Origin of the sequence: Carnobacterium sp. (assembly GCF_040274945.1) — a bacterium.
In the GTDB taxonomy this organism is placed as follows: Bacteria; Bacillota; Bacilli; order Lactobacillales; family Carnobacteriaceae; genus Carnobacterium_B.
Genome location: NZ_JBEMAR010000001.1, coordinates 189,122 through 210,815, shown reverse-complemented (window position 1 = coordinate 210,815; position 21,694 = coordinate 189,122). Strand labels below are relative to the sequence as shown.

General features: G+C 34.6%; 19 protein-coding genes. 15 read left to right on the top strand and 4 right to left on the bottom strand.

Features of this window, described 5'->3' with window-relative positions:
• Positions 1-37 precede the first annotated feature (37 nt).
• From cmk to hbs, 4 genes are all read left to right on the top strand, one after another.
• Positions 38-715, top strand: coding sequence for a (d)CMP kinase (cmk, locus tag ABS916_RS01010; protein ID WP_350450145.1), 678 nt, complete (start codon positions 38-40; stop codon positions 713-715).
• 103 nt (positions 716-818) lie between these two features.
• Positions 819-2,039 carry a 30S ribosomal protein S1 gene (gene rpsA, locus ABS916_RS01005; protein WP_350450144.1) on the top strand — a complete coding sequence of 407 codons (1,221 nt, stop codon included), beginning with the start codon at positions 819-821 and terminating at the stop codon, positions 2,037-2,039.
• A 188-nt stretch (positions 2,040-2,227) separates the two neighbouring features.
• On the top strand, positions 2,228-3,541 hold the full coding sequence (der, locus tag ABS916_RS01000) for a ribosome biogenesis GTPase Der (protein WP_350450143.1): 1,314 nt from the start codon (positions 2,228-2,230) through the stop codon (positions 3,539-3,541).
• A gap of 268 nt (positions 3,542-3,809) precedes the next feature.
• A complete protein-coding gene (gene hbs / locus ABS916_RS00995; RefSeq protein ID WP_013710665.1) occupies positions 3,810-4,085 on the top strand; it encodes a non-specific DNA-binding protein Hbs in 276 nt (91 codons plus the stop codon).
• A 399-nt stretch (positions 4,086-4,484) separates the two neighbouring features.
• Here hbs and ABS916_RS00990 read toward each other — a convergent pair whose 3' ends face one another.
• Both ABS916_RS00990 and ABS916_RS00985 read right to left on the bottom strand, forming a co-directional pair.
• Positions 4,485-4,706 (bottom strand): glycine zipper domain-containing protein, encoded by a 222-nt coding sequence (locus tag ABS916_RS00990; RefSeq protein ID WP_350450142.1) that lies wholly within the window; start codon positions 4,704-4,706, stop codon positions 4,485-4,487.
• Between the two features lie 243 nt (positions 4,707-4,949).
• The gene (locus ABS916_RS00985) at positions 4,950-5,927 is read right to left on the bottom strand and encodes a GGDEF domain-containing protein (RefSeq protein WP_350450141.1); all 978 of its coding nucleotides are present in this window, start codon (positions 5,925-5,927) and stop codon (positions 4,950-4,952) included.
• A gap of 188 nt (positions 5,928-6,115) precedes the next feature.
• Between ABS916_RS00985 and ABS916_RS00980 the strand changes: the two genes are divergently transcribed.
• Both ABS916_RS00980 and ABS916_RS00975 read left to right on the top strand, forming a co-directional pair.
• Positions 6,116-7,381: a tetratricopeptide repeat protein gene (locus tag ABS916_RS00980; RefSeq protein WP_350450140.1), complete on the top strand. Its 1,266-nt coding sequence runs from the start codon at positions 6,116-6,118 to the stop codon at positions 7,379-7,381.
• A 47-nt stretch (positions 7,382-7,428) separates the two neighbouring features.
• Positions 7,429-8,004, top strand: a complete 576-nt coding sequence (locus ABS916_RS00975) for a ReoY family proteolytic degradation factor (protein WP_350450139.1) — start codon at positions 7,429-7,431, stop codon at positions 8,002-8,004.
• Here the strand turns inward: ABS916_RS00975 and ABS916_RS00970 are convergent.
• A complete protein-coding gene (locus ABS916_RS00970; protein ID WP_350450138.1) occupies positions 8,001-8,891 on the bottom strand; it encodes a YitT family protein in 891 nt (296 codons plus the stop codon). The genes ABS916_RS00975 and ABS916_RS00970 overlap by 4 nt on opposite strands.
• Positions 8,892-9,098: 207 nt before the next feature.
• On the opposite strand from ABS916_RS00970, the gene dapB reads away from it, so the two are divergent.
• The 9 genes from dapB (at position 9,099) to nth (ending at position 18,976) form a co-directional block, all read left to right on the top strand.
• Positions 9,099-9,890 (top strand): 4-hydroxy-tetrahydrodipicolinate reductase, encoded by a 792-nt coding sequence (gene dapB, locus ABS916_RS00965; protein WP_350450137.1) that lies wholly within the window; start codon positions 9,099-9,101, stop codon positions 9,888-9,890.
• Entirely contained in the window at positions 9,887-11,092 is a 1,206-nt protein-coding gene (locus tag ABS916_RS00960) for a CCA tRNA nucleotidyltransferase (protein ID WP_350450136.1), read from the top strand. The genes dapB and ABS916_RS00960 overlap by 4 nt, the downstream gene beginning before the upstream one ends.
• Before the next feature lie 174 nt (positions 11,093-11,266).
• A complete protein-coding gene (locus tag ABS916_RS00955; protein WP_350450135.1) occupies positions 11,267-11,869 on the top strand; it encodes a nitroreductase family protein in 603 nt (200 codons plus the stop codon).
• Positions 11,870-12,075: 206 nt separating this feature from the next.
• The gene (locus ABS916_RS00950) at positions 12,076-12,552 is read left to right on the top strand and encodes a hypothetical protein (RefSeq protein WP_089974917.1); all 477 of its coding nucleotides are present in this window, start codon (positions 12,076-12,078) and stop codon (positions 12,550-12,552) included.
• A gap of 129 nt (positions 12,553-12,681) precedes the next feature.
• Positions 12,682-15,510 carry an ATP-dependent DNA helicase DinG gene (gene dinG, locus ABS916_RS00945; protein WP_350450134.1) on the top strand — a complete coding sequence of 943 codons (2,829 nt, stop codon included), beginning with the start codon at positions 12,682-12,684 and terminating at the stop codon, positions 15,508-15,510.
• A 116-nt stretch (positions 15,511-15,626) separates the two neighbouring features.
• Entirely contained in the window at positions 15,627-16,103 is a 477-nt protein-coding gene (locus tag ABS916_RS00940; protein WP_035024142.1) for a cell wall elongation regulator TseB-like domain-containing protein, read from the top strand.
• Positions 16,104-16,204: 101 nt separating this feature from the next.
• The gene (gene asnS, locus ABS916_RS00935) at positions 16,205-17,503 is read left to right on the top strand and encodes an asparagine--tRNA ligase (RefSeq protein WP_350450133.1); all 1,299 of its coding nucleotides are present in this window, start codon (positions 16,205-16,207) and stop codon (positions 17,501-17,503) included.
• Between the two features lie 103 nt (positions 17,504-17,606).
• Positions 17,607-18,323, top strand: coding sequence for a DnaD domain-containing protein (locus tag ABS916_RS00930; RefSeq protein WP_350450132.1), 717 nt, complete (start codon positions 17,607-17,609; stop codon positions 18,321-18,323).
• Between the two features lie 14 nt (positions 18,324-18,337).
• The gene (nth, locus tag ABS916_RS00925) at positions 18,338-18,976 is read left to right on the top strand and encodes an endonuclease III (RefSeq protein ID WP_350450131.1); all 639 of its coding nucleotides are present in this window, start codon (positions 18,338-18,340) and stop codon (positions 18,974-18,976) included.
• A gap of 75 nt (positions 18,977-19,051) precedes the next feature.
• Here nth and ABS916_RS00920 read toward each other — a convergent pair whose 3' ends face one another.
• Positions 19,052-21,658: a PBP1A family penicillin-binding protein gene (locus ABS916_RS00920; protein WP_350450130.1), complete on the bottom strand. Its 2,607-nt coding sequence runs from the start codon at positions 21,656-21,658 to the stop codon at positions 19,052-19,054.
• Between the last annotated feature and the right edge of the window lie 36 nt (positions 21,659-21,694).

The window sequence follows — 21,694 nt, the reverse complement described above, 5'->3', positions numbered from 1 at the left end:
CTAGCCTTTTTAATATGAAAAGAAAGTAGGAAAAAAATTGAAAAAAACAATACAAGTTGCCATTGACGGGCCGGCTTCCGCTGGAAAAAGCACAGTCGCTAAGATATTAGCGAAAGAATTAGGGTACATTTATTGCGATACTGGAGCAATGTATCGTGCTCTAACGTATCAAGCAATCAAAAATAACATCGAAGTAACAGATGAAAAACAATTAGTTCATTTGTTGAAAGAAATGATTATTTCTTTTGAACCAAACAAAGGTAATCAAAAAGTGTTTATTAATGGTGAGGAAGTAACCGATGCTATTCGTTTAACAGATGTAACAAATGCCGTTTCAGCTGTTTCAGCACATGGCGAAGTTAGAAAAGAGCTAGTAAAAAGACAACAAGAAATAGCAGCACATGGTGGAGTAGTTATGGACGGACGTGACATAGGCACAGCCGTTTTACCAACAGCGGAAGTGAAAATTTTTCTTATTGCTAGTGTTGAAGAACGTGCAGAAAGACGTTACAAAGAAAATTTAAGCAAAGGTATACCTACTTCACTAGAAGTATTAAAGCAAGAAATAGCAGATCGAGATTACAAAGATTCACACCGTGAAGTTTCTCCACTTACACAAGCGGAAGATGCTATTCGTTTGGATACAACTAGCTTATCTATTGAACAAGTTGTGGGTAAAATCAGAGAATTAATCCAAACAAAACTTATTAATTAAGGATTTTATTACTTTTCCAGTCGTTTTGGTGGCAATAATTTAACTAATTGGTTAAAATATAGACAGAAAGCATTTTATTGGCTAGTTATAGGAGGGCAAACATATGACGGAAAATGAAAAAAACCAAGAGATCAACGAACAAGAATCAATGATGGATGCAATGAATAGTGTTCAAGAAATTAATATTGGAGCTATTGTTAAAGGTGAAATTTTAACGATTCAAGATAATAAGCAGGCTATAGTTGGCATCATTGGCGGCGGAGTTGAAGGTGTCATTCCGAACAATGAATTATCAGCTGCTCCATTTGAAAACGTTACAGATATCGTAAATGTTGGAGATGTCGTAGATTTAGTTGTTATCAAAGAAATTAAAGAAAAAGAAAACGGTAGTTACTTATTATCAAAACGCCGTATTGATGCTAAAAAAGTTTGGGAAAAAGTTCAAAAAGAATTTGATGAAGGAACCATTATTGAAGCACCTGTTAAAGAAGTAGTTAAAGGTGGTTTAGTGGTAGATGTAGGTGTCAGAGGATTTGTACCTGCTTCTATGGTAGATGTTCATTTTGTAGAAGACTTTTCTAGTTATAAAGGCCAGACGTTGAAATTCAAAATCGTTGAAATTGAACCTAGCGAAAACCGCTTGATCCTTTCTCATAAAGCTGTTGTTGAAGCAGAAAACGAAGAAAAGAAAAAAGGGTTGCTTAGTCATTTGGTTGAAGGCGATATTGTAAAAGGGAAAATCGCTCGTTTAACAAACTTTGGAGCATTTATTGATCTTGGCGGTGTAGATGGTCTTGTCCACATCTCACAAATTGCTTATGAGCATGTAAAAGATCCTGCCGATGTCTTAACAGTCGGAGAAGAAGTTAACGTGAAAATTCTTTCTGTAAACGAAGAAGAGGGACGGATTTCTCTTTCTATTAAAGAAACATTGCCTGGACCATGGGATGATATTGAAGAGCGTGCAGCTGTAGGGTCTGTTCTAGATGGCCTAGTTAAACGTTTAACTAGTTTTGGAGCATTTGTTGAAGTCTTCCCAGGAGTTGAAGGACTTGTTCACATCTCGCAAATTTCGCACAATCATATTGCAACTCCACATGAAGTTTTAAATGAAGGCGACGAAATCAAAGTGAAAGTACTAGAAGTTAATCCAACTGATCAACGACTTTCTTTAAGTATTAAAGCATTAGAAGAGAAACCGAATCAACCGAAAGCAAGTCAAGAAGAAACCAATTACGACTTGCCTGAAGAAGATACTGGGTTTACTCTAGGTGATATTTTAGGCGATCAATTGTCTGATATTACAACCGATGATGAGAACTAATGAAATCGTTAAAAAGGATATGTGAGCATTTTTTGTTCTCATGTTCTTTTTTTTTGCATTTATTGAGTAAAATGTAACGAAAAACTAAAGGATTTATGAGAGTTTGCCTTATTCCTTAAGCAAAAGCTTGCATGTTTTGAGGTATTTCTATAAACTTACAAGAGAATATAAAAAAGGAGGCAAAAACAATGGCAAAACCAGTTGTAGCCATCGTTGGTCGCCCTAACGTAGGAAAATCAACTATTTTTAATCGTATTGTTGGAGAGCGCATCTCAATTGTAGAAGACGTATCAGGAGTAACCCGTGATCGTATTTATGCACCAGCAGAATGGCTAGGAAAAGAATTTAATGTGATTGATACAGGCGGGATCGATTTAGGTGATGAACCATTTTTAGAACAGATTAAACATCAAGCTGAAATAGCTATGGATGAAGCAGATGTGATTATTTTTATTACAAGTGTAAAAGAACACATAACAGATGCAGATGAAAATGTAGCAAAAATTCTTTATCGTACAAATAAACCAGTATTATTAGCTGTTAACAAAGTAGATAATCCTGAAATGCGTAACGATATTTTTGACTTTTATTCTTTAGGATTAGGTGAACCTTTTCCAATCTCAGGAAGTCATGGTTTAGGAATCGGTGATTTGTTGGATGCAGCAATCAACCACTTCCCAGAAGAGGAAGAAGAAGAGTATGATGATTCTGTTATAAAATTCAGCTTGATTGGTAGACCAAATGTAGGGAAGTCATCACTTGTGAATGCTATATTAGGAGAAGATCGAGTAATTGTTTCGAGTGTAGCAGGAACAACTCGTGATGCTATCGATACAGCTTTTGAAGGTGAAGATGGTACTGAATTTGTTATGATCGATACTGCTGGAATGCGTAAAAAAGGGAAAGTTTATGAAAACACTGAAAGATATAGTGTTTTAAGAGCCCTAAGAGCAATCGAACGTTCTGATGTCGTCTTATGTGTATTGAATGCAGAAGAAGGTATCAGAGAGCAAGATAAAAAAGTTGCCGGATATGCTCATGAAGCCGGAAAAGGAATCATCATTGTTGTAAATAAATGGGATACTCTTGAAAAAGATAACCACACAATGAAAGAATTCGAAGAACAAATTAGAAGCGAATTTGCATACTTAAGTTATGCACCCATCATATTTGTTTCCGCTTTAACAAAACAACGATTAAACAAGCTTCCTGAAATTATTGAGCGAGTAAGTATGAATCAAAACTTACGTATTCAATCAGCTGTTTTAAACGAAGTGATATTAGACGCGGTAGCTATGAATCCTACTCCAACTGATAAAGGGAAACGATTGCGTATTTATTATGCTACTCAAGTAGCTGTTAAACCGCCAACGTTTGTAGTATTTGTGAATGAACCCGAAATGATGCATTTCTCTTATGCTCGTTTCTTAGAAAATCGCATTCGTGATGCCTTTACTTTTGAAGGAACACCGATTCATTTAATCACAAGAAGAAGAAAATAAAAAAAAATTGGCATTTTAACATAAGTCTTAAGGGGTTTCAAATAATTTAATCATTATTTATAAAATGCATAAGAAAATTTCCTGAAACGCTAAAAATCATTGCAGTATCAGTATTTATATGATATCTTTTTAAATGAAATGTCATTTAGAAATACTAATTTTACATTTCGCAATGATTCATTTTTGGGCCACTCAAAAATGTCTAAATGATGTTTATTTGCTTAAAAATAAAGCATCAATTCTTCTTTCCGAGGGAGGTGAAATACACATGGCTAACAAAGCAGAATTAATCGAAAACGTTGCTACTTCAACAGGACTTACTAAAAAAGATGCAACTTCAGCAGTAGATGCTGTTTTTGAATCAATTCAAACTTCATTAAGTGAAGGTGAAAAAGTTCAAATTATTGGTTTTGGTAACTTTGAAGTTCGCGATCGTGCTGCACGTAAAGGTCGTAACCCTCAAACAGGGGAAGAAATCCAAATTGCTGCAAGCAAAGTACCTGCATTTAAACCAGGTAAAGCTCTTAAAGACGCAGTTAAATAATACAGTACTTAAAACCCCTGAGAAATCAGGGGTTTTTACTGTTTATAGGGTGCTTTTACTTAGAAAAACAGCAATTGTTTATAAACCGCTAGCTTCAAGCTGTTCTATTATGTTTGTTTTCATCGAACTAGTGACGTGTGTATAAATGCGATTTGTAATATCGGCATCATCATGACTATCTCTATCCATGTTGCTTTTAAGAGTGTGTTTTTTTCGGCCAATAAGGAGAGGTGAGAGTGTCTGAAAATGTGAGAGGATAATTCCTTACCTTCTAGCCCAACGCGCTGTCCTGCTGATTTTAGAGTGATATTAAACGATTTTTTTGAATCGGTGTTCCAGTTAAGTACATAAACTATAAAAAATATAACTAAAAAAGCCACTTCTTGAATGAGGTGACTTTTATTTTGATTTATTTTTTGATTTTTTACTACCCATAGCTGCACCAACTGCAACTCCGATAGCAATACCTATAGCGATTCCTACAGCCAAATTATCAAATACTAGTCCTAAAGCAGCACCAAATGCAAGACCATAAGACATGCCTAAAACAATGTAAGATGCTTGATCTGTGTTCTTTCCATTAATTTCCCGTTTACTATCTTTATTATCTAAGTCTCCCATAAGTAACTCACTCCTTATATTTTTTATTTTAGCATATTAGTTAAGATAATCTATCAATTGAAATTAAACTATCTCATTCTAATACAGGAATTCAATATTCCCACTTGTGATGAAGCTCCAGTATATTAAATGGAACTATTTAATTAATACAGTTTTTAAAATACTCGAGAAGTCAGGAGTTTTTGCTGTTTTAAAGTAATAAAAAGTCTCATCTCGTAAATTGATTTACGAAATGAAACTTTTTTACATAATAATTTGGTTTCCTCCATTTTTAACGGCGGTTACTAATTTTTTTGATACACTATTAACTAACTCACTGATTGTTTCTTCTTTATTGAATTCGGATATACCAACACTTACGCTTACATGCTTAGGAACATCGAATAGGGTTTCTAAAACAGTTTGTCTTATTGTATCAGCAAGGATATAAGCTTCTTCTTTTTGAGTATCATTTAATAAAATCAAAAATACGGATTCTCTGTATCTACCAGCAACGTGTCTATTTTCTTGAATGGCTACTTGTATAATCTGACCAGTAACTTTTAGTATTTCTTCACTTAGGACCACTCCAAACAATTCCTCATATTCGGAATACTTATCAATTTTTAAAAACATTACGGATAAAGGAAGGTCATATTTTTTTGAATGGTTTGCATGCTTTGCTAGCTCTACTGTAACAGCTGTTCTGTTATATAGAGAGGTGAGGGTATCCTTTTTCATTTGATTGGATAAATTTTGGTTTCTGATCATTAGTTGATCTCGTTCTTGTTCTTCCTGTGTAATGTCGAATACAATTCCTTTAAGAAATAGTGGAGCTCCTTGTTCATTTCGCTCTGTGACTTTTCCGAAATCGCGGTAAACTCTCCATGAACCATCTTTGGCTTGAATGCGGTATTTTGTATTCCAAGTAGGTATTTCTCCCTTAAGATGGTCTGTCATTAGTTGCATCACTTCATCTTTGTCATCAGGGTGAATTTTATCTGTAAAAAAATGATAAGGAACTTTTTCCGGTAAGTCTTCTTTTAAGTATCCGATTGCTTCTGCTTTTAGTGGATTAAAGGTGACTTCATTCAATGTAAAATCCCAGAACCATTGCCCTAAATTTTGTGTCCATTCAAATTCTAAACGTTCTGTTTCTTGAAGAGCTACCAATAGTTCTTTATTCAATCTTTTTAAAGAAGTCATTTGTAAGATGAGCTCTTCATTAGTATATTCTTGCAAAGTACTATCCCCTTTGTTAAAAATGTAGTTGACTGAAAATATTAACCTTTTAAGCTTACTTTATATTAGAGTTGAGTTCAATAAGTTTTGTACACTTTAATAAATAGAAAAAGGGTAGGACCCTACTTGTTCTAATTTATGTTAAAATAGAAGATATAGAAGATTGTAAAATGAAAGAGGTTTTTGACATGTCATATGGACAAATGATGATCGACACGCTTCAAAATAATCAATTAGAAGAAGCGATGAATTATTTTGAACAAGCTTTAAAACAAGATACAGATGAAGAACTGTATAATCTTGCAGATTCTCTTTATCACCTTGGTTTTTTAAATGAAGTAAAAAAAATAAATCTGCACTTACTGGAACGTTATCCTGAAGACGATGAATTAAGAATAAGCTTAGCAGAAATAGCTATTGAAGCTAATGAATTAGATACAGCAATGGACTGGCTTCTAGAAGTCACAGAAGACAGTGCTGTTTATCCTCAAACTTTGCTTGTTTTAGCCGATTTATACCAAGTTCAAGGTCTTTATGAAGTGAGTGAGCAAAAGCTGCTCACAGCGAAAAAAATCTTATCTGATGAACCGGTTATAGATTTTGCCTTAGCAGAACTACATTTTTCTATGGGGAAATATGCTCAAGCGATTCATGGCTATGAAGAATTGATGAACCAAGGTCTATCCGATTTTTCAGGCATCAACCTTGCAGCTCGATGTGGCAGCTCATACAGTGCTTTAGGTGATTTGGAGCAAGCTATACTATACCTAGAGCAAAGTTTGGAAGAAAAAGAGAACGTTGATACGTTATTCCAATTGGGCTTCTCATATTTACAAGACAAACAATACCGTCGCTCAATTGAAGCTTTAAATAAATTAAAAGAATTAGATCCGAACTACACAACGTTGTATCCTTATTTAGCTAAAGGACTTGAAGAAGAAAATGAACTGAATAAGGCTCTTGAAATCATTAAAGAAGGATTAAGAGTTGATGAATACAATTATGAACTTTTCTATTATGGCGCTTATATAGCTATCAAGTTAGAAGATGAATCTTTAGCGGAAGCTTATTATTTAAAAGCTGTTCAACTTGTTCCAGAAAATTCAACGGTGCAGTTAGCGTATACGAATTTATTGCTGAAACAAGAACGTTTTGATGAAACAGTCGATTGGATTCAAAAAATGCTCGTGCAAAATGAAGTCGATCCTCAGTTTTATTGGAATTTAGCCTTAGCCAATGAAGGTTTGGAAGAATATTCAGCAGCGAGTACGGCCTATCAAAAAGCTTATCCGTCACTTCGTCAGAATAAAGATTTCTTAAAATCTTATATCTATTTTCTACGTGAAGAAGGAGAACGTACCATTATTAAGGACGTCATAAACGATTATTTGCTTATTGAGCCAGCAGATGCAGAAATATTAGAAATACTAGAAGAAATAAATAGCAACTATTAATTGATTAAGTTATAATGAGAAAAAGGGTAAGATAGGAGGTTTTTTACATGAACATCCAAATTTCTTTAGAAGCTAAAAAGATTTTTATTGGCTGGTTTTTGGACCGATACCAATTGAAGAGAAGAGAATCTATGTGGATCCTAAACTACTTACTAAATCATGATATAGTATTAAATAAAGTCCATTTTGTAGAGGCTGTAGATAAAACTCCACGGGGTATGATGATGTCTGCAACCGAAATGAACAGTGAAGCATTTCTATTTTATAAAAATGGGACAGTGTTTAGCGATCCAGAACAAGCTTTCCATGAAGTTCGATTAAACTGGCAAGAAGAGATGTATATTGAACTAGTTTTTTTAAATCCCTGGAAGTCTGCCGAGTACCTGACTGTATTAGAAGATAATCCCTATTACAAATGGAATGAAACCATCAGTATGCAACTCGTTGAAGAAGTCGAACTTGCACTTGAGACATTCTCATTAACCGAACGAAAACAAAATACACTCCATCAAATTGATTTGTCTTTAGAAAAAGAGGATCGTGAAAAATTTATTCAATTGTCAAAACAATTAAAAGCAATTGAAGAGGATCTAAAAAACGAACAAAAAAAGCCAAACCATTAAGGTTTGGCTTTTTTTTTGAACATTGGTTGCTTTGGTTTAGGGTCAAATGAAAAACCTTCTCCTAAAACTTCATGCACCGTTAGAAGAGAATAAAAAGCTTTTGAATCAATTTCATGAATGATTCGTTTAGCCATGACAATTTCGTGACTGCCTAAAACACAATACAATACTTTTTTTTCTTCTTTTGAATAAGCACCCTCAGCTTTGAAGAACGTTACGCCTCGTTCCATTTCTGACATAATCGTTTCAGCGATACGATCATTTTTCTCAGAAATAATAAGTAGTCCTCTTGCTGCATAAGATCCATCTTGCATAAAGTCAACGATTTTAGAAAATACATAAGAAGCAAGCAACGTATACATCATATGAGGCAAGTCTATGTAAGTTAACGATAACGTTAAAATAAAAACATCAAAAACCAATAATGTTTTTCCCATTGAAATACCTTTTTTCTTTTCTAAAATGCGAGCAAGAATATCGCTGCCGCCAGTTGTTCCACCTGAACGATAGATCATACCGCTACCCACTCCACCACATAAGCCAGCTAAGATACCGGCTATAAAAAGGTCGTTTTCTAAATCAATAGCAATTGAAGTTCGTTGCCATATATATAAGAAGAAGGACAACATAGCTGTTCCGTATATAGTGTAAACTAATGAACGGTTGCCTAACATTTTCCATCCAATTAATATCGTTGGAATGTTTAGGAGCAATGTAGACAGAGCTGGATCAATGTGAAACCAGTAACGTAACAATAAAGAAACACCGGTCATTCCACCTTCAGCTAATTCGTTTGCAATATTGATGTACACTAGTCCAAATGCATAAAGTGCACAGCCGATTGTAATAATCAGTATATCTTTTACAGCTATTTTTTCGTTTAACATACCTTCACTCCTGACTTGATTTATCTTATAAAGAATACATTTTTTTTGAAAAACAAGCAACAAGTCTTGCAACCTTCTCACTTTTTGGTAGACTTAAAGAATAATAGGCTATGAAATGAAGAGTGTTATAGTCATTTGGCATAGATAAAATAGATAATGTAATAAAGAAGTTACGGTGGAAAAGCCGATTGAAAGGGAAGAATAAAAATGATTAAAATTGTAGTTGCAGGCTTTAAAGGTAAAATGGGTTTAACAGCCACGAAAATGGTACTAGAAAATGAAAAGTTCTCTTTAGTAGGCGTACTTGATCCACATTCTTCTGAAAAAAAATTAAATGAGTTGAGCGAATTTTCAACTGTAGATGTACCTGTGTTTCAAGACAAAGAACTAATGGTGAAAGAAGTCCAAGTAGATGTATGGATCGACTTTACTATTCCCGCCGTTGCTTTCAAACATACGTGTTTTGCTTTAGAAAATGGAATCCGTCCAGTAGTTGGGACAACTGGTTTTACAGAAAGTGAAGTTAAAGAAGTTCAGCAACTAGCGAAAGATAAAAATCTTGGTGGATTAATTGCGCCTAATTTTGCTATTGGAGCGGTTTTGATGATGGAGTTTGCTGCTAAAGCTTCCAAGTATTTCCCAGATGTAGAAATAACTGAGATGCATCACGATAATAAATTAGATGCACCAAGCGGTACAGCAATTAAAACAGCTGAAATGATCTTTGCTGAGCGTGGACATCATGAACAAGGAAACCCTGAGGAAAAAGAATTGATCAAAGGAGCACGTGGAGCGGACTATGAAGGCATGAAAATTCACAGTGTGCGTTTACCCGGTCTGGTGGCTCATCAACAAGTGCAATTTGGAAGCGTTGGTGAAGGGTTAGTGATCCGCCATGATTCATTTGATCGTTCTTCGTTTATGACAGGTGTGGCTTTAGGCTGTGAAAAGGTAATGTCATTAAATGAACTAGCCTATGGATTGGAAAATATTTTATGATTTTGTTCGATCATCAGTTTAAACAAGCGTTGCCAATTATAGATAAAATAGAAGAAGCTGGTTTTGAAGCTTATTTTGTAGGTGGAAGTGTCAGAGATACTCTTTTAAAGAAGCCAATCAATGACGTGGATATCGCCACAAGTGCAAAACCAAATGAGATCAAAGAGATTTTCCCAAAAACGATTGACGTTGGTATCGAACATGGAACTGTAATGGTGTTATGGAAAGATGCAAGCTATGAAATCACTACATTCAGAACGGAATCAACGTATCAGGATTTTAGACGTCCCGACAGTGTTGAATTTGTTCGTTCATTAAAAGAAGATTTAAAACGCCGTGATTTCACAATTAATGCATTAGCAATGAATCGAGATGGAGAAATCATTGACTATTTCAATGGTCAGAAAGACTTAGAAGACAAATTGATCAAAGCAGTCGGTATTCCTGAAGAACGTTTTTTTGAGGATGCTTTACGTATGATGCGTGGAGTAAGATTTGTTAGCCAACTAAATTTTAGCATGGATAGTGAAACAGAAGCAGCGATTCACAAAAATCATTCGTTACTTGAAAAAATAGCAGTTGAACGCATTCAAGTTGAATTTGTAAAGCTTCTTTTAGGAAGTGGAAGAAAACAAGGGCTTGAGTTATTTATCCGAACGAATCTCTTTTATTATTGTCCAGGACTGAAAGATTCTAAAAAAGAATTAGAAGAATTTGCTAAACTAGATTGTGTGATTGAGAACCGGATCGTTGCGTGGACGTTGTTAATTCATCATTTGAGCAAAACGAGTGATGAGGTTGACCATTTTTTAAGAGATTGGAAATGTTCAAAAAAGGAAATTAATCAGGTGAAATCAGCAATGATTGCTTTAGAGCATCGCTTGAAAGAGGAGTTTAATCGTCAAATTCTTTACAAAACTGGACTTCAAATTGCTTTAGATGTTGAAACAGTTATGGAGTGTTTAGGATACCCCATTAATTTTAAGACTGTTCAGACTTTGTACCAAGAGTTGCCAATTTATAGTAAAAATGACATGAAAATAGATGGCAATGATCTACAAGTAGTATTAAATCGAAAACCTGGCAAATGGTTAGGAGATTTGATGACAGAAATTGAAGCCACTATTTTATCTGGTGAATTGCCAAATGAAAAATCAATCATAGTTGAATGGGTTTCAACTAATTATACTAAAGATGCTTGAAAAAGTTGCTATACCGTTATTTAAGTAAAAGGATAGTCATCAATTTATAGAGATGATTATCCTCTTACTTATTTTTTGTAATTATTTTAACAAATAGTAAGAAAAAGGTTTACGCACAAAAAATAAGTTGCTATACTAATAAAGTAAGTTAATTAAAGGAGGAATTTTTAAATTATGGAAAATCAATTCACAAAATTATTAGAAGAACGTCGTTCAATTTATTCTTTAGGAAAAAATGTTTCTTTACCTGAATCAGATATCGTTGGATTAGTTGCAAAAGCGATTAAAGAAAGCCCGTCTTCATTCAATTCACAAACTTCACGTGCAGTAGTATTATTTGGAGCTGCTCACAACAAAGTTTGGGACATTACTGAAGAAGCTTTACTTAAAGCTATTCCAGAAGGACAAGATGTTACTCCAACTAAAGAAAAATTAAATAGCTTCCGTGCAGCATTCGGAACAATTTTATTCTTTGAAGATACAAGTATTGTTAAAGCTTTACAAGAGCAATTCGCATTATATGCAGATAACTTCCCTATCTGGTCTGAACAATCTACTGGGATTGCTCAACACTCTGTATGGACAGCATTAGCTGTTGAAAATATTGGCGGAAGTTTACAACATTACAACCCGTTAATTGATGATGCTGTTCAAAAAGAATGGAATCTTTCTGCAGATTGGAAATTAACTGGTCAAATGCCGATTGGTTCAATTGAAGCTCCAGCTGGTGAAAAAGAATACATGGATGATTCTGAAAGAGTTCTTGTATTTAACTAATCATTAATGAACTAAACAAAGAGTCTATTAAGAAGTAAATGAAGGAATAGGAGTTTGGTGAACTTCCTATTCCTTTTTTTGTTTTATCTTGTTAAGAAAATCACAAATTACAATCTTTTTTATTTACATATGGTTATTTTATGGTAGAATGAAACTAGTAAAAGAATCACAAACTTTTTAAATAGTAAAAAAAGGGAGCGAAAATAATGAAAAAAGAAGTTAAGGCATTAAAAATGACGTTTAAAAATGGAGAAACTTGGACAATCGATAAAGAGTTTATTGGAGATCTATGGATTAAACACATTTCAAAAAGCTTTGGGCGCATTGGCAATAGCGAACTTCAAGAAATTTTCCCGTGTGAATCTTTAAAAATTGAAATTTTCCCAGAAGCTGATGAAGTGAATTCAAGCGACATTAATCTTGGCGGTTTAGAAATGGGTATGTTTGATCGTGCAGTGAAATATCCAGATATTGAAAAAATGGATATCCTGTATAGAGATAGTGAAAATTCAGATTCTGTAGAAATTATGGCTCAAGAGACCGTTTATTTTCCTTATGAAGCAATTGATTCTGATCGAATTGATAATGCATATCAAAGTTCATTTGTTTCTCAAGATAATGTGTTGTACATTGTCATTGATAAAGAAAAGACAGTAAAAGATATCTATAAAGATAAATTCTAAAAATAAATAGTTAGTACTTAAATGATTCAAGAGAAAATGGCTGGATGTCCATTTTTTCTTGAGCTTTTTTTGTTTTTTTTTTAGCTTCATAGTATGATGGTAAAGAAAATACTATGTCTAAAGAATTAGGTGAATAAATTGAACCATAAAGATACATATGCTGTAGTGGATATTGAAACAACAGGCGGTAATGTAGCCAGTGGGGACCGTATGATTCAATTTGGTTGTGTCTTAATAGAAGACGATAAAATTGTTCATCGTTTCGCAACAACAATCAACCCTCTAACCAGTATCCCAAAACAAATAGAGCATTTGACGGGCCTTTCAAATAAATCAGTTGCCTTAGCACCATATTTTGAAGATGTTGCAGCAACCATTTATAATTTATTGGAAGATTGCATTATCGTCGCACACAATATCCAATTTGATTATATTTTTCTTTCAGGAGAATTGCAGCGTTGTGGAATGCCAGCATTGAAGAATAAAGGAATAGACACCGTTGAATTAGCACAAATTCTATTACCTACTGAATCAAGTTACCGGCTAAATGATTTAGTCAGCAAATTTAATATTGAACACACTAATCCGCATCAAGCAGATAGCGATGCAGCAGTTACTGCAGAACTTTTTCTTGAATTGAAGAATAGATTAAAAGAGCTTCCTTTAGTTACTGTAGAAAAAATGGTTGAAATTTCTGAGCACCTTACTATGGAAACATCTTATTTCTTTGGAAAATTCTTAGCTGAAATGAAACAGGAGCGATTACCGCTCTCTGAATCTATTATGATTAAAAATGGTTTAGCAATAAAGATCAAGGAACCTATTTTTGAACAGAAAGCTTACCGCGAAGAGGTAAGTTACCCAACAACTGTAGCGAAGAAGGAACAGTTGTTTCAGACGAAGCTGACAACCAGAAACCAACAAATCAAAATGATGGATGCAGTGTTTGATTATTTTACGACTAATGAAAAGGGTCATTTTGCAATTGAAGCTGCTACAGGGGTTGGTAAGACACTGGGTTATTTAGTGCCGTTAGCTTATATTGCAACAGTTGAAGAACCAGTAGTCATCAGCACTTATACTACCTTATTACAAAAGCAACTATTAGAAAAAGACATGGTTCAATTAAATACGATTTTGCCTTTTACTGTGCAAGCAGCCATATTAAAAAGTAAAAATCATTATATTCACTTAACGAAATTTCAAGAAGTATTAAGAGACCCGATAGAGCAAAAAGTAGAAGCCATTTATAAAATGAAGTTACTGACATGGTTGACTGAAACAGAGACTGGAGACTTAGATGAGTTGAATTTAACCAATTACAATCATGTGTTTTGGAGTAAAATTCGCCATCGTGGTTGGTTGACGAAACCAGAAGAAGACTTGTGGCACAATGAAGATTTTTATGTGCATGCCCAACAAAAAATCAAGCATGCTAGTGTGATTATTACGAACCATTCTTTTTTATGTCATGATTTAAACCGTAAAGAAAAAGAGTTGCCAACGATTGGCAAACTGATTGTTGATGAAGCTCAACATTTGCCAGACGTAGCAACAGAAGCTTCCAGCGAAATTTTTGGGTATTACGGTATGCAGCAATTAATAAAGCTAATCGGGCGTATACCTGATGAGAAAAGCTTTTTAGGTAGACTGAGTCAACTCACTCAACAGCTTCCTGAAATGGACCGTTCTCATATAGAAAATATGGAGTTGAACTTACTTTCATTAGAGGATGAACTATCCGATTTTGTTCATCAATTACTGATGTATTGTAAAAATACTACAGCCAATAAGCTTTACGAACAAGAACAAATAGATATTCAATTTAACAGAGAAACCAGCTGGAATCTGGCATTAAAAAAAGCGTCAAAAAATGTTTTGACATTGATGAATGAAATCAATTATTTAGGGCTTGAATTAGTCAACCATGGATTAAATGAAAAACACCAATTAACCCAAAGAGAACGCTATTTACTTGAAGATTTTTTTGATGTATTGACGAAATTTGAAACTCAAAAAGATATTTTTTATGCTGTTTTTCAAAAAAATGAAGATAATGAAGTGACTTGGTTTTCTTATAAAGAGAAAAGTCCTAAAAATACCTTCACTATTAAGCGTTCAAAAGTAGACAGTAGTAAGTTTTTAAAAGAAAAATTGTTAGATCATACGCCCTTTATTTTGTATACAGGGGCTACATTAGAAATTAGCGGTTCGTTCAGTTATTTTGAAGCACAGCTAGGAGAATCACAGTTAAGGGAATTAGTTATTGATTCGCCATATGATTATAAAAAACAAGCTAGACTGTGGATTCCTAAAGAGCTTAAACCCATTAAGGCATTATCAAAGAAAGATTATGTCCAAATGATCGTAGAACAAGTAGAAAATATTATTGAACATTCAAATGAAAATACAATGGTGTTATTTAATTCTTATGAGATGCTACAAGAAGTGTATTTTTCACTTCAACAAAAATCTTCCGTTTCTGGACGTGAGTTATTAGCACAAGGGTTTTCAGGTAGTCGGGAACGTATGTTGAAACGCTTCTTTAGATCTACAGGAGGTATTTTACTAGGAGCAGATAGTTTTTGGGAAGGCGTTGATTTGCCTGGAAAATCGTTAAGTGTGATCGTCATCACCCGATTGCCATTTGAATCTCCAGACAGACCCTTTGTTAAAGCAAAACATCGCTATTTGGAACAAAAACATTTAAATCCATTTACCATCGATTCACTACCAAAAGCAACCTTGCGTTTAAAGCAAGGTTTAGGAAGGCTCATTCGTTCTGAGAATGATAAAGGGATCATGATTGTATTGGATAATCGTTTGATCCAAACAAGTTATGGCAAACAGATTTTAGCTGCACTACCGAAAGAATTGCCAATAGAAGAAATACCAACTAAAAAAATCGGTGAAAAGTTGTCTCATTTTTTAACTATTGAAGAGAAGGAAATGAACTAAACGATTTAATTTTATAACGGAATGTTCAGTAAAAAGAAGGATTTTCTGTTATAATAGACTATTAAAAGCAACAGATGAAAGAAGAACAAAAGAATAAACTAAAAGTAGGGATACTTATGAAAAAAGGAATACTGATCACTTCAGCAATTGTCATGAGTGTGATACTTGTCTGCTCAATTACCCTTTTGTTGATTAGTCAAGACCCAATTAAAAAAGCAGAAAAAGAGACGATTGCCATTGCAAAAGAATCTGCTGGTCTAGTGAAAGCAACTGATTTTTATTGGTACAATCGCGATAAGACTTATTTTTCCGTTTCGGGAGTAAACGAATCTGATGAGGAAATTATGGTGATAGTAGCTAAAGATGGTGGAGCCACAACGGTTTTGAATCAAGATGAATTCATTACCGAACAACAGGCTAAAGCATTGACACGCGAAGATAAAGGAGCAGTTGATATTCTTGAAGCTCGTATCGGCCTTGATGGTGAAACACCTATTTGGGAGATTTCTTACAAACAAGAGAATGGAAGACTAGGTTATTATGTTTTGACCGCTAAATCCGGCAAATGGGTAAGTGATATTGAAAATATTTAAAGATTCTTAAAAAAGACCGTTATAGAGTCTGTTTTTCTTGTATAATAATCAAGGCAGTAAAAATAAGTGACCATCAAAATTTATTTAAAGGAGTTTTAACTGTGGAACATATTACAATTATAGAATCCAAAAATCATGTTGGAGAAGAAGTAGAGATCGGAGCTTGGGTAGCAAATAAACGCTCAAGTGGTAAAATTGCATTTTTACAATTACGTGATGGTTCTGGATTTTTTCAAGGAATCGTAGTAAAAAGTGAAGTTGAGGAAGAAGTTTTCCAATTAGCGAAATCGTTGAATCAAGAAACTTCTATTCTATTAACTGGTGTTATTCAAGAAGATGCACGTTCAAAATTCGGTTATGAAATTGCTGTGAAATCGATCAAAGTAATCGGTGAAAGTCATGATTATCCTATTACTCCAAAAGAACATGGGACAGAATTTTTAATGGATCACCGTCATTTATGGTTACGTTCTTCAAAACAACATGCAATTATGCGTATTCGTAATGAAATTATTCGTGCTACTTATAATTTCTTCAATGAGGAAGGATTCATCAAGGTTGATCCACCAATATTAACAGCAAATGCTGCGGAAGATTCAACAGAATTATTCCACACAGAATATTTTGACCAAGAAGCTTTTCTTTCACAAAGTGGTCAATTATATATGGAAGCAGCTGCAATGGCGTTTGGGAAAGTCTTTTCTTTTGGTCCTACTTTTAGAGCAGAAAAATCGAAGACTCGTCGTCATTTAATTGAATTTTGGATGATTGAACCTGAGATGGCTTTTATGGATCATGAGCAAAGTTTAGAAGTACAAGAAAAATATGTTGCTTATCTGATCCAAAGTGTTCTTGATAATTGTGATGATGTGTTAAACACATTAGAACGTGACAAAGAAACGTTGAAAAAATACACAGAATTGCCTTATCCAAGAATTTCATATGATGATGCAGTAACTTTATTGAATGAAAATGGGTTTGACGATATTACTTGGGGAGATGATTTTGGATCACCTCATGAAACCTTTATTGCAACTCAATACGACAAACCTGTATTTATTTTGAATTATCCTAAAGCTATAAAAGCTTTCTATATGAAGCCACATCCTGAAAGAGAAGACGTTGTGTTGTGTGCTGATTTAATTGCTCCTGAAGGGTATGGAGAAATAGTTGGTGGAAGTGAACGTGAAGTTGATTTTGATGCATTGTCTCAACGGATTAAAGACTTTGGCCTAAAAGAAGAAGACTATGCATGGTATATGGATTTACGTAAATACGGCAGTGTACCTCATTCAGGATTTGGATTAGGACTAGAACGTACAGTAACATGGATTAGTGGAACAGAGCATATTCGTGAATCTATTCCATTCCCGCGCTTGTTAAATCGTATTTACCCATAAAAAACGAGTACAGCAACTTGAGTCTTTCTAAGTTGCTGTTTTTTAATCGTATAAGACAACAAAAGACCCCTTTAATTGAGAACAATAAGGAGGATAGAACTCAATGAATAATCATTTATTACAAAAATGGCTGAAAGCAGGAAATACGACGATATCAAATGTCTTGTTAACCCATTATAAAAGTCTTGGTTTAAGTAATGAACAATTGATTTTAGTTTTGCAGTTAAAATCATTTATTGATGCTGGAAATGATTTTCCAGACACAGAAGTTATTTCAAAACGAATGCAAATTTCTTCTTCAGATGCCTTTCAAATGATTCATGAATTAATCAATAAAAAATTGATCATCATTGAAACAGAAAAAAATAATGAAGGAAAAACGCGTGACAGTTATCGGTTGGATTTATTATGGGATAAACTGGCAATGGTTATTTCCCAGCAAGAAAACCAACAGCGTTTTGAAAAACAGCATTTATCTGAACAAGACTTATTTCAATTATTTGAAGCTGAATTTGGTAGGCCTTTGTCGCCAATAGAAATGCAGACGATAGGGATGTGGCTGGATGAAGATCATTATGCCATTGAATTAATTGAGTTAGCGTTAAGAGAAGCAGTTTTGAATCAAGTATACAGTTTGAAATATGTAGATCGTATCTTACTAAATTGGGAAAGAAAGAATATTCGAACCAAAGATCAAGTTGAAAAAGAAGCAAGTCGTCGCAGAAAAGCAGGCACTAAAACGCAAACTTATTCAGTATCTAAAGAACCGACTACTAAAGTACCTTTGCACAATTGGTTAAATAATAACGAAAATCCTTAACAAGAGGTGAAGAGATGCTACCTAAAGAGCAAACAATTCAAATGATTGAGGCAATGGGAAATTTGTTTCCTCATGCAACTTGCGAACTTGTTCATAAAAATGCTTTTGAATTATTGATCGCTGTTATGTTAAGTGCACAGACTACAGATGTTTCTGTAAATAAAATCACACCAGAATTATTTCGTAGGTATCCTACACCAGAAGCCTTTTTAGATGCACCTGTAGAAGATATTATGGAACAATTAAAGACGATTGGCTTATACCGTAATAAAGCAAAATTTATTAAAGGCTGTTGCCGTAAATTAATTGATGAATTTAATGGAACGGTCCCAAATAAAAGAAGTGAATTAGAATCTTTACCAGGTGTCGGTAGGAAAACAGCAAACGTTGTTCTGAGTGTGGCATTTAATTTTCCAGCAATTGCTGTTGATACACATGTTGAACGGGTGACGAAGAGATTGGGGATTTGCCCTCCAGAAGCTACTGTTCGTGAAGTAGAAGAGATCTTGATGCAACAATTGCCAAAAGAACTTTGGAGTATTGCACATCATCGATTGATCTTTTTTGGGCGTTATCAATGCACGGCAAGGAACCACGATCATGACATCTGTATTCAATTATTGAAAGAAAATAAACCTGCAAAGGTACAATAAAAAAGCAAGAAGAGGTGTATCGTTTTAGATACGCACCTTCTTGCTTTTTTTATAGGTTTTAAAAATAGATAGACTTTATTCTTCTGGAGCACTATTACTTGGTTGAGAACTGCTGCTTGATGAAGAACTTTCATCTGGAGCGCTGCTGCTTTCTTCAGAACTGCTGCTCGATGAAGAACTTTCAGGTGGAGTACTGCTGCTTTCTTCAGAACTGCTGCTTGAGGAAGAATTTTCGCTGCTTTCTTCCTCAGGTTTTTCCTCTTCAGGCTCTTCTTCCTCTTCTTTAGGAGGGATGAGAACACTTGTTGAGGCGGCAGGACCTGTTTGATCCCCAGCCTGAACAGCGAGTGTAATAGAGATTTCACCTTCAGGAGGATTCTGTAAAATGTAAGAAAGATCATTAGTAGAATAAGACTCAGATCCTATCGTTAACAGATAAGAAATATCTTTTTCGGAATAAGCATTCCATTTGATCGATAGAGCATCTGTTTCTTCATCATAGGTAGCTGTTAAGCCTTCCGGTGCATTTAATTCGATTTCTTCTTCTTCACTTTCTTCTTTTTCTTCTTCTTCTGAGCTGTCAACGGCTACTGCGGTTGGCTCAGTTCCTTTAACAAATAATTCTGTAACGATTTTGTCTGAAGGTGTATTAGGTCCTGCCAGTTTTGCAGGCATTGAACCTTTTTCAACAGCTACTTCAACAACTGAACTCGGTTTTGTCCAGTCACTGGATTCAACGGATTCCGAAACATATGACATCAAAGCTTGATAAATTTGTTGAGGCAATAAGCGTTCGCTGCCTGTATTATCGATTGAGTCAAAGTAATCGTCTTTTCCGACCCAAACTGACAAGGCATAATTTGTTGTATAACCCGTGTACCATTTATCGGGCACGCCATTTTCTGGAATGTTGTGTTCAATTTTCTTTTCTTCAGTATAGTTTGTTGTACCAGTTTTCCCGGCTTGAGGGATACCGTTCAAACCGACTCTAGAAGAATTATTACTAGCGACATCTTTTAACATATCTGTGATCATATAAGCTGTTGATTCTTCCATAGCTTTATTTGACTCAGGTTTCAAGCTGATTTCTTCGCCATCTTCTAAAACAATTTTTGAAACGGTGTAAGGTTCAGTGTACGTTCCACCATTAGCAAATGCAGCATAGGCTCCAGATAAATCAACAGGAGTAATATTTCCAGTAAATCCATTTGATTCAACTAAATTATTTGCTCCAGGATTTAAAGTAGAAGTATCAATACCGATATTTGTTAAAAATTCATCTGCTTGCTCTCTAGGGACGTCATTATAAATCTTAGTAGTAGGCACGTTACGTGAATCAACCAATGCTCTACGTAAACTAATTTGTCCTTCGTAGTTATTGTCGTAGTTGTTGATAGGAGTGCCATCTTTAAACGTATAAGGTTCATCTACTACTTGTTCATAAGTAGAGTAATTTAAATACTCAATAGCTGGACCATAAGCTGATAATGGTTTGATGTTCGATCCAACACTTCGATTTAACTCCGTAGCATAATTGGTTCCTAATTGAACTTCTTGATCACGTGCGCCACCTAGAGCTTTTAACTGTCCTGTATTGACATCCACTAAAGAAATACCCGTTTGGATGTCTTCATCTTCAATAAGGACGTATTTATCGGAATTTACAATATCGTAAAGGCGTTGTTGTGCATCCATATCCAAATTCGTATAAATAGTCAATCCTGATGTATAAGGATCTAAATTAGTCTTTCTCTCAACTTCAGCAAGAACTTCTTTGACATATGGGTCGAACACAAGGTTATTTGTTTCTTCTCCAGAATGGTCGATTAAACCTTCTGAAACATCAACTGATTTAGCTTCTTGAGCCTCTGAAGAGGTAATAGCTTCATTTTCCACCATCATATCTAATACTAAGTTGCGTCGTTTTGTGGCATCTTCTGGATTGGTAAGCGGGTTATATGCATTTGGAGCTTGTGGCATTCCAGCAAGTAATGCTGCTTGTGGCAAAGTTAATTCAGCTAATGGTTTACCAAAATAATACTCACTGGCCGTTCCCATTCCATATTGATTGTCGGACATATAGACTTTATTGATATAAAAAGTTAAAATTTGTTCTTTTGAATATTTTTGTTCTAACTGCAGGGATAACCAAGCTTCTTGAGCTTTTCGTTTTAACGTTTGATCTTCGGCACCTGTTGAGAAAACAGAAAGCTTGATTAATTGTTGTGTAATCGTACTTCCACCTTCTGAAGCAAAACCATCCGTGATGTTCGCTACCACTGCTCCTGCAATACGAATAGGGTCAATACCGATATGGGTATAAAAACGTTGATCCTCAATAGCGACGATTGCATCTTTTAGAACTTGGGGAACATCATTTTCTGATATCAGTTCACGATTTTCTCCTCCAAGAGTCAAAAATTCATTTCCTTCTGAATCTAGTAATGTTGAAGAAACTGTATCGGTTAAATTATTTTCTGTGACATCAGGTGCAGAAGAAACGTAATAAGCAAATAATCCCATACCTCCAATCAACACTGCTGCTATTAAGGCTAAAATTCCAATAAGGATTTTTTTCCAAAGGGGAGAAGAGGATTTTTTACTCTTTTTACCTTTTTTTGTATGTTTTGATTTTTGTGCTTGTTTCTTAGAGACACGCGACATTTCTTTTTTTTCTGACATGTTAAATCTACTCCTTTAATTCTCTAATATAATAAG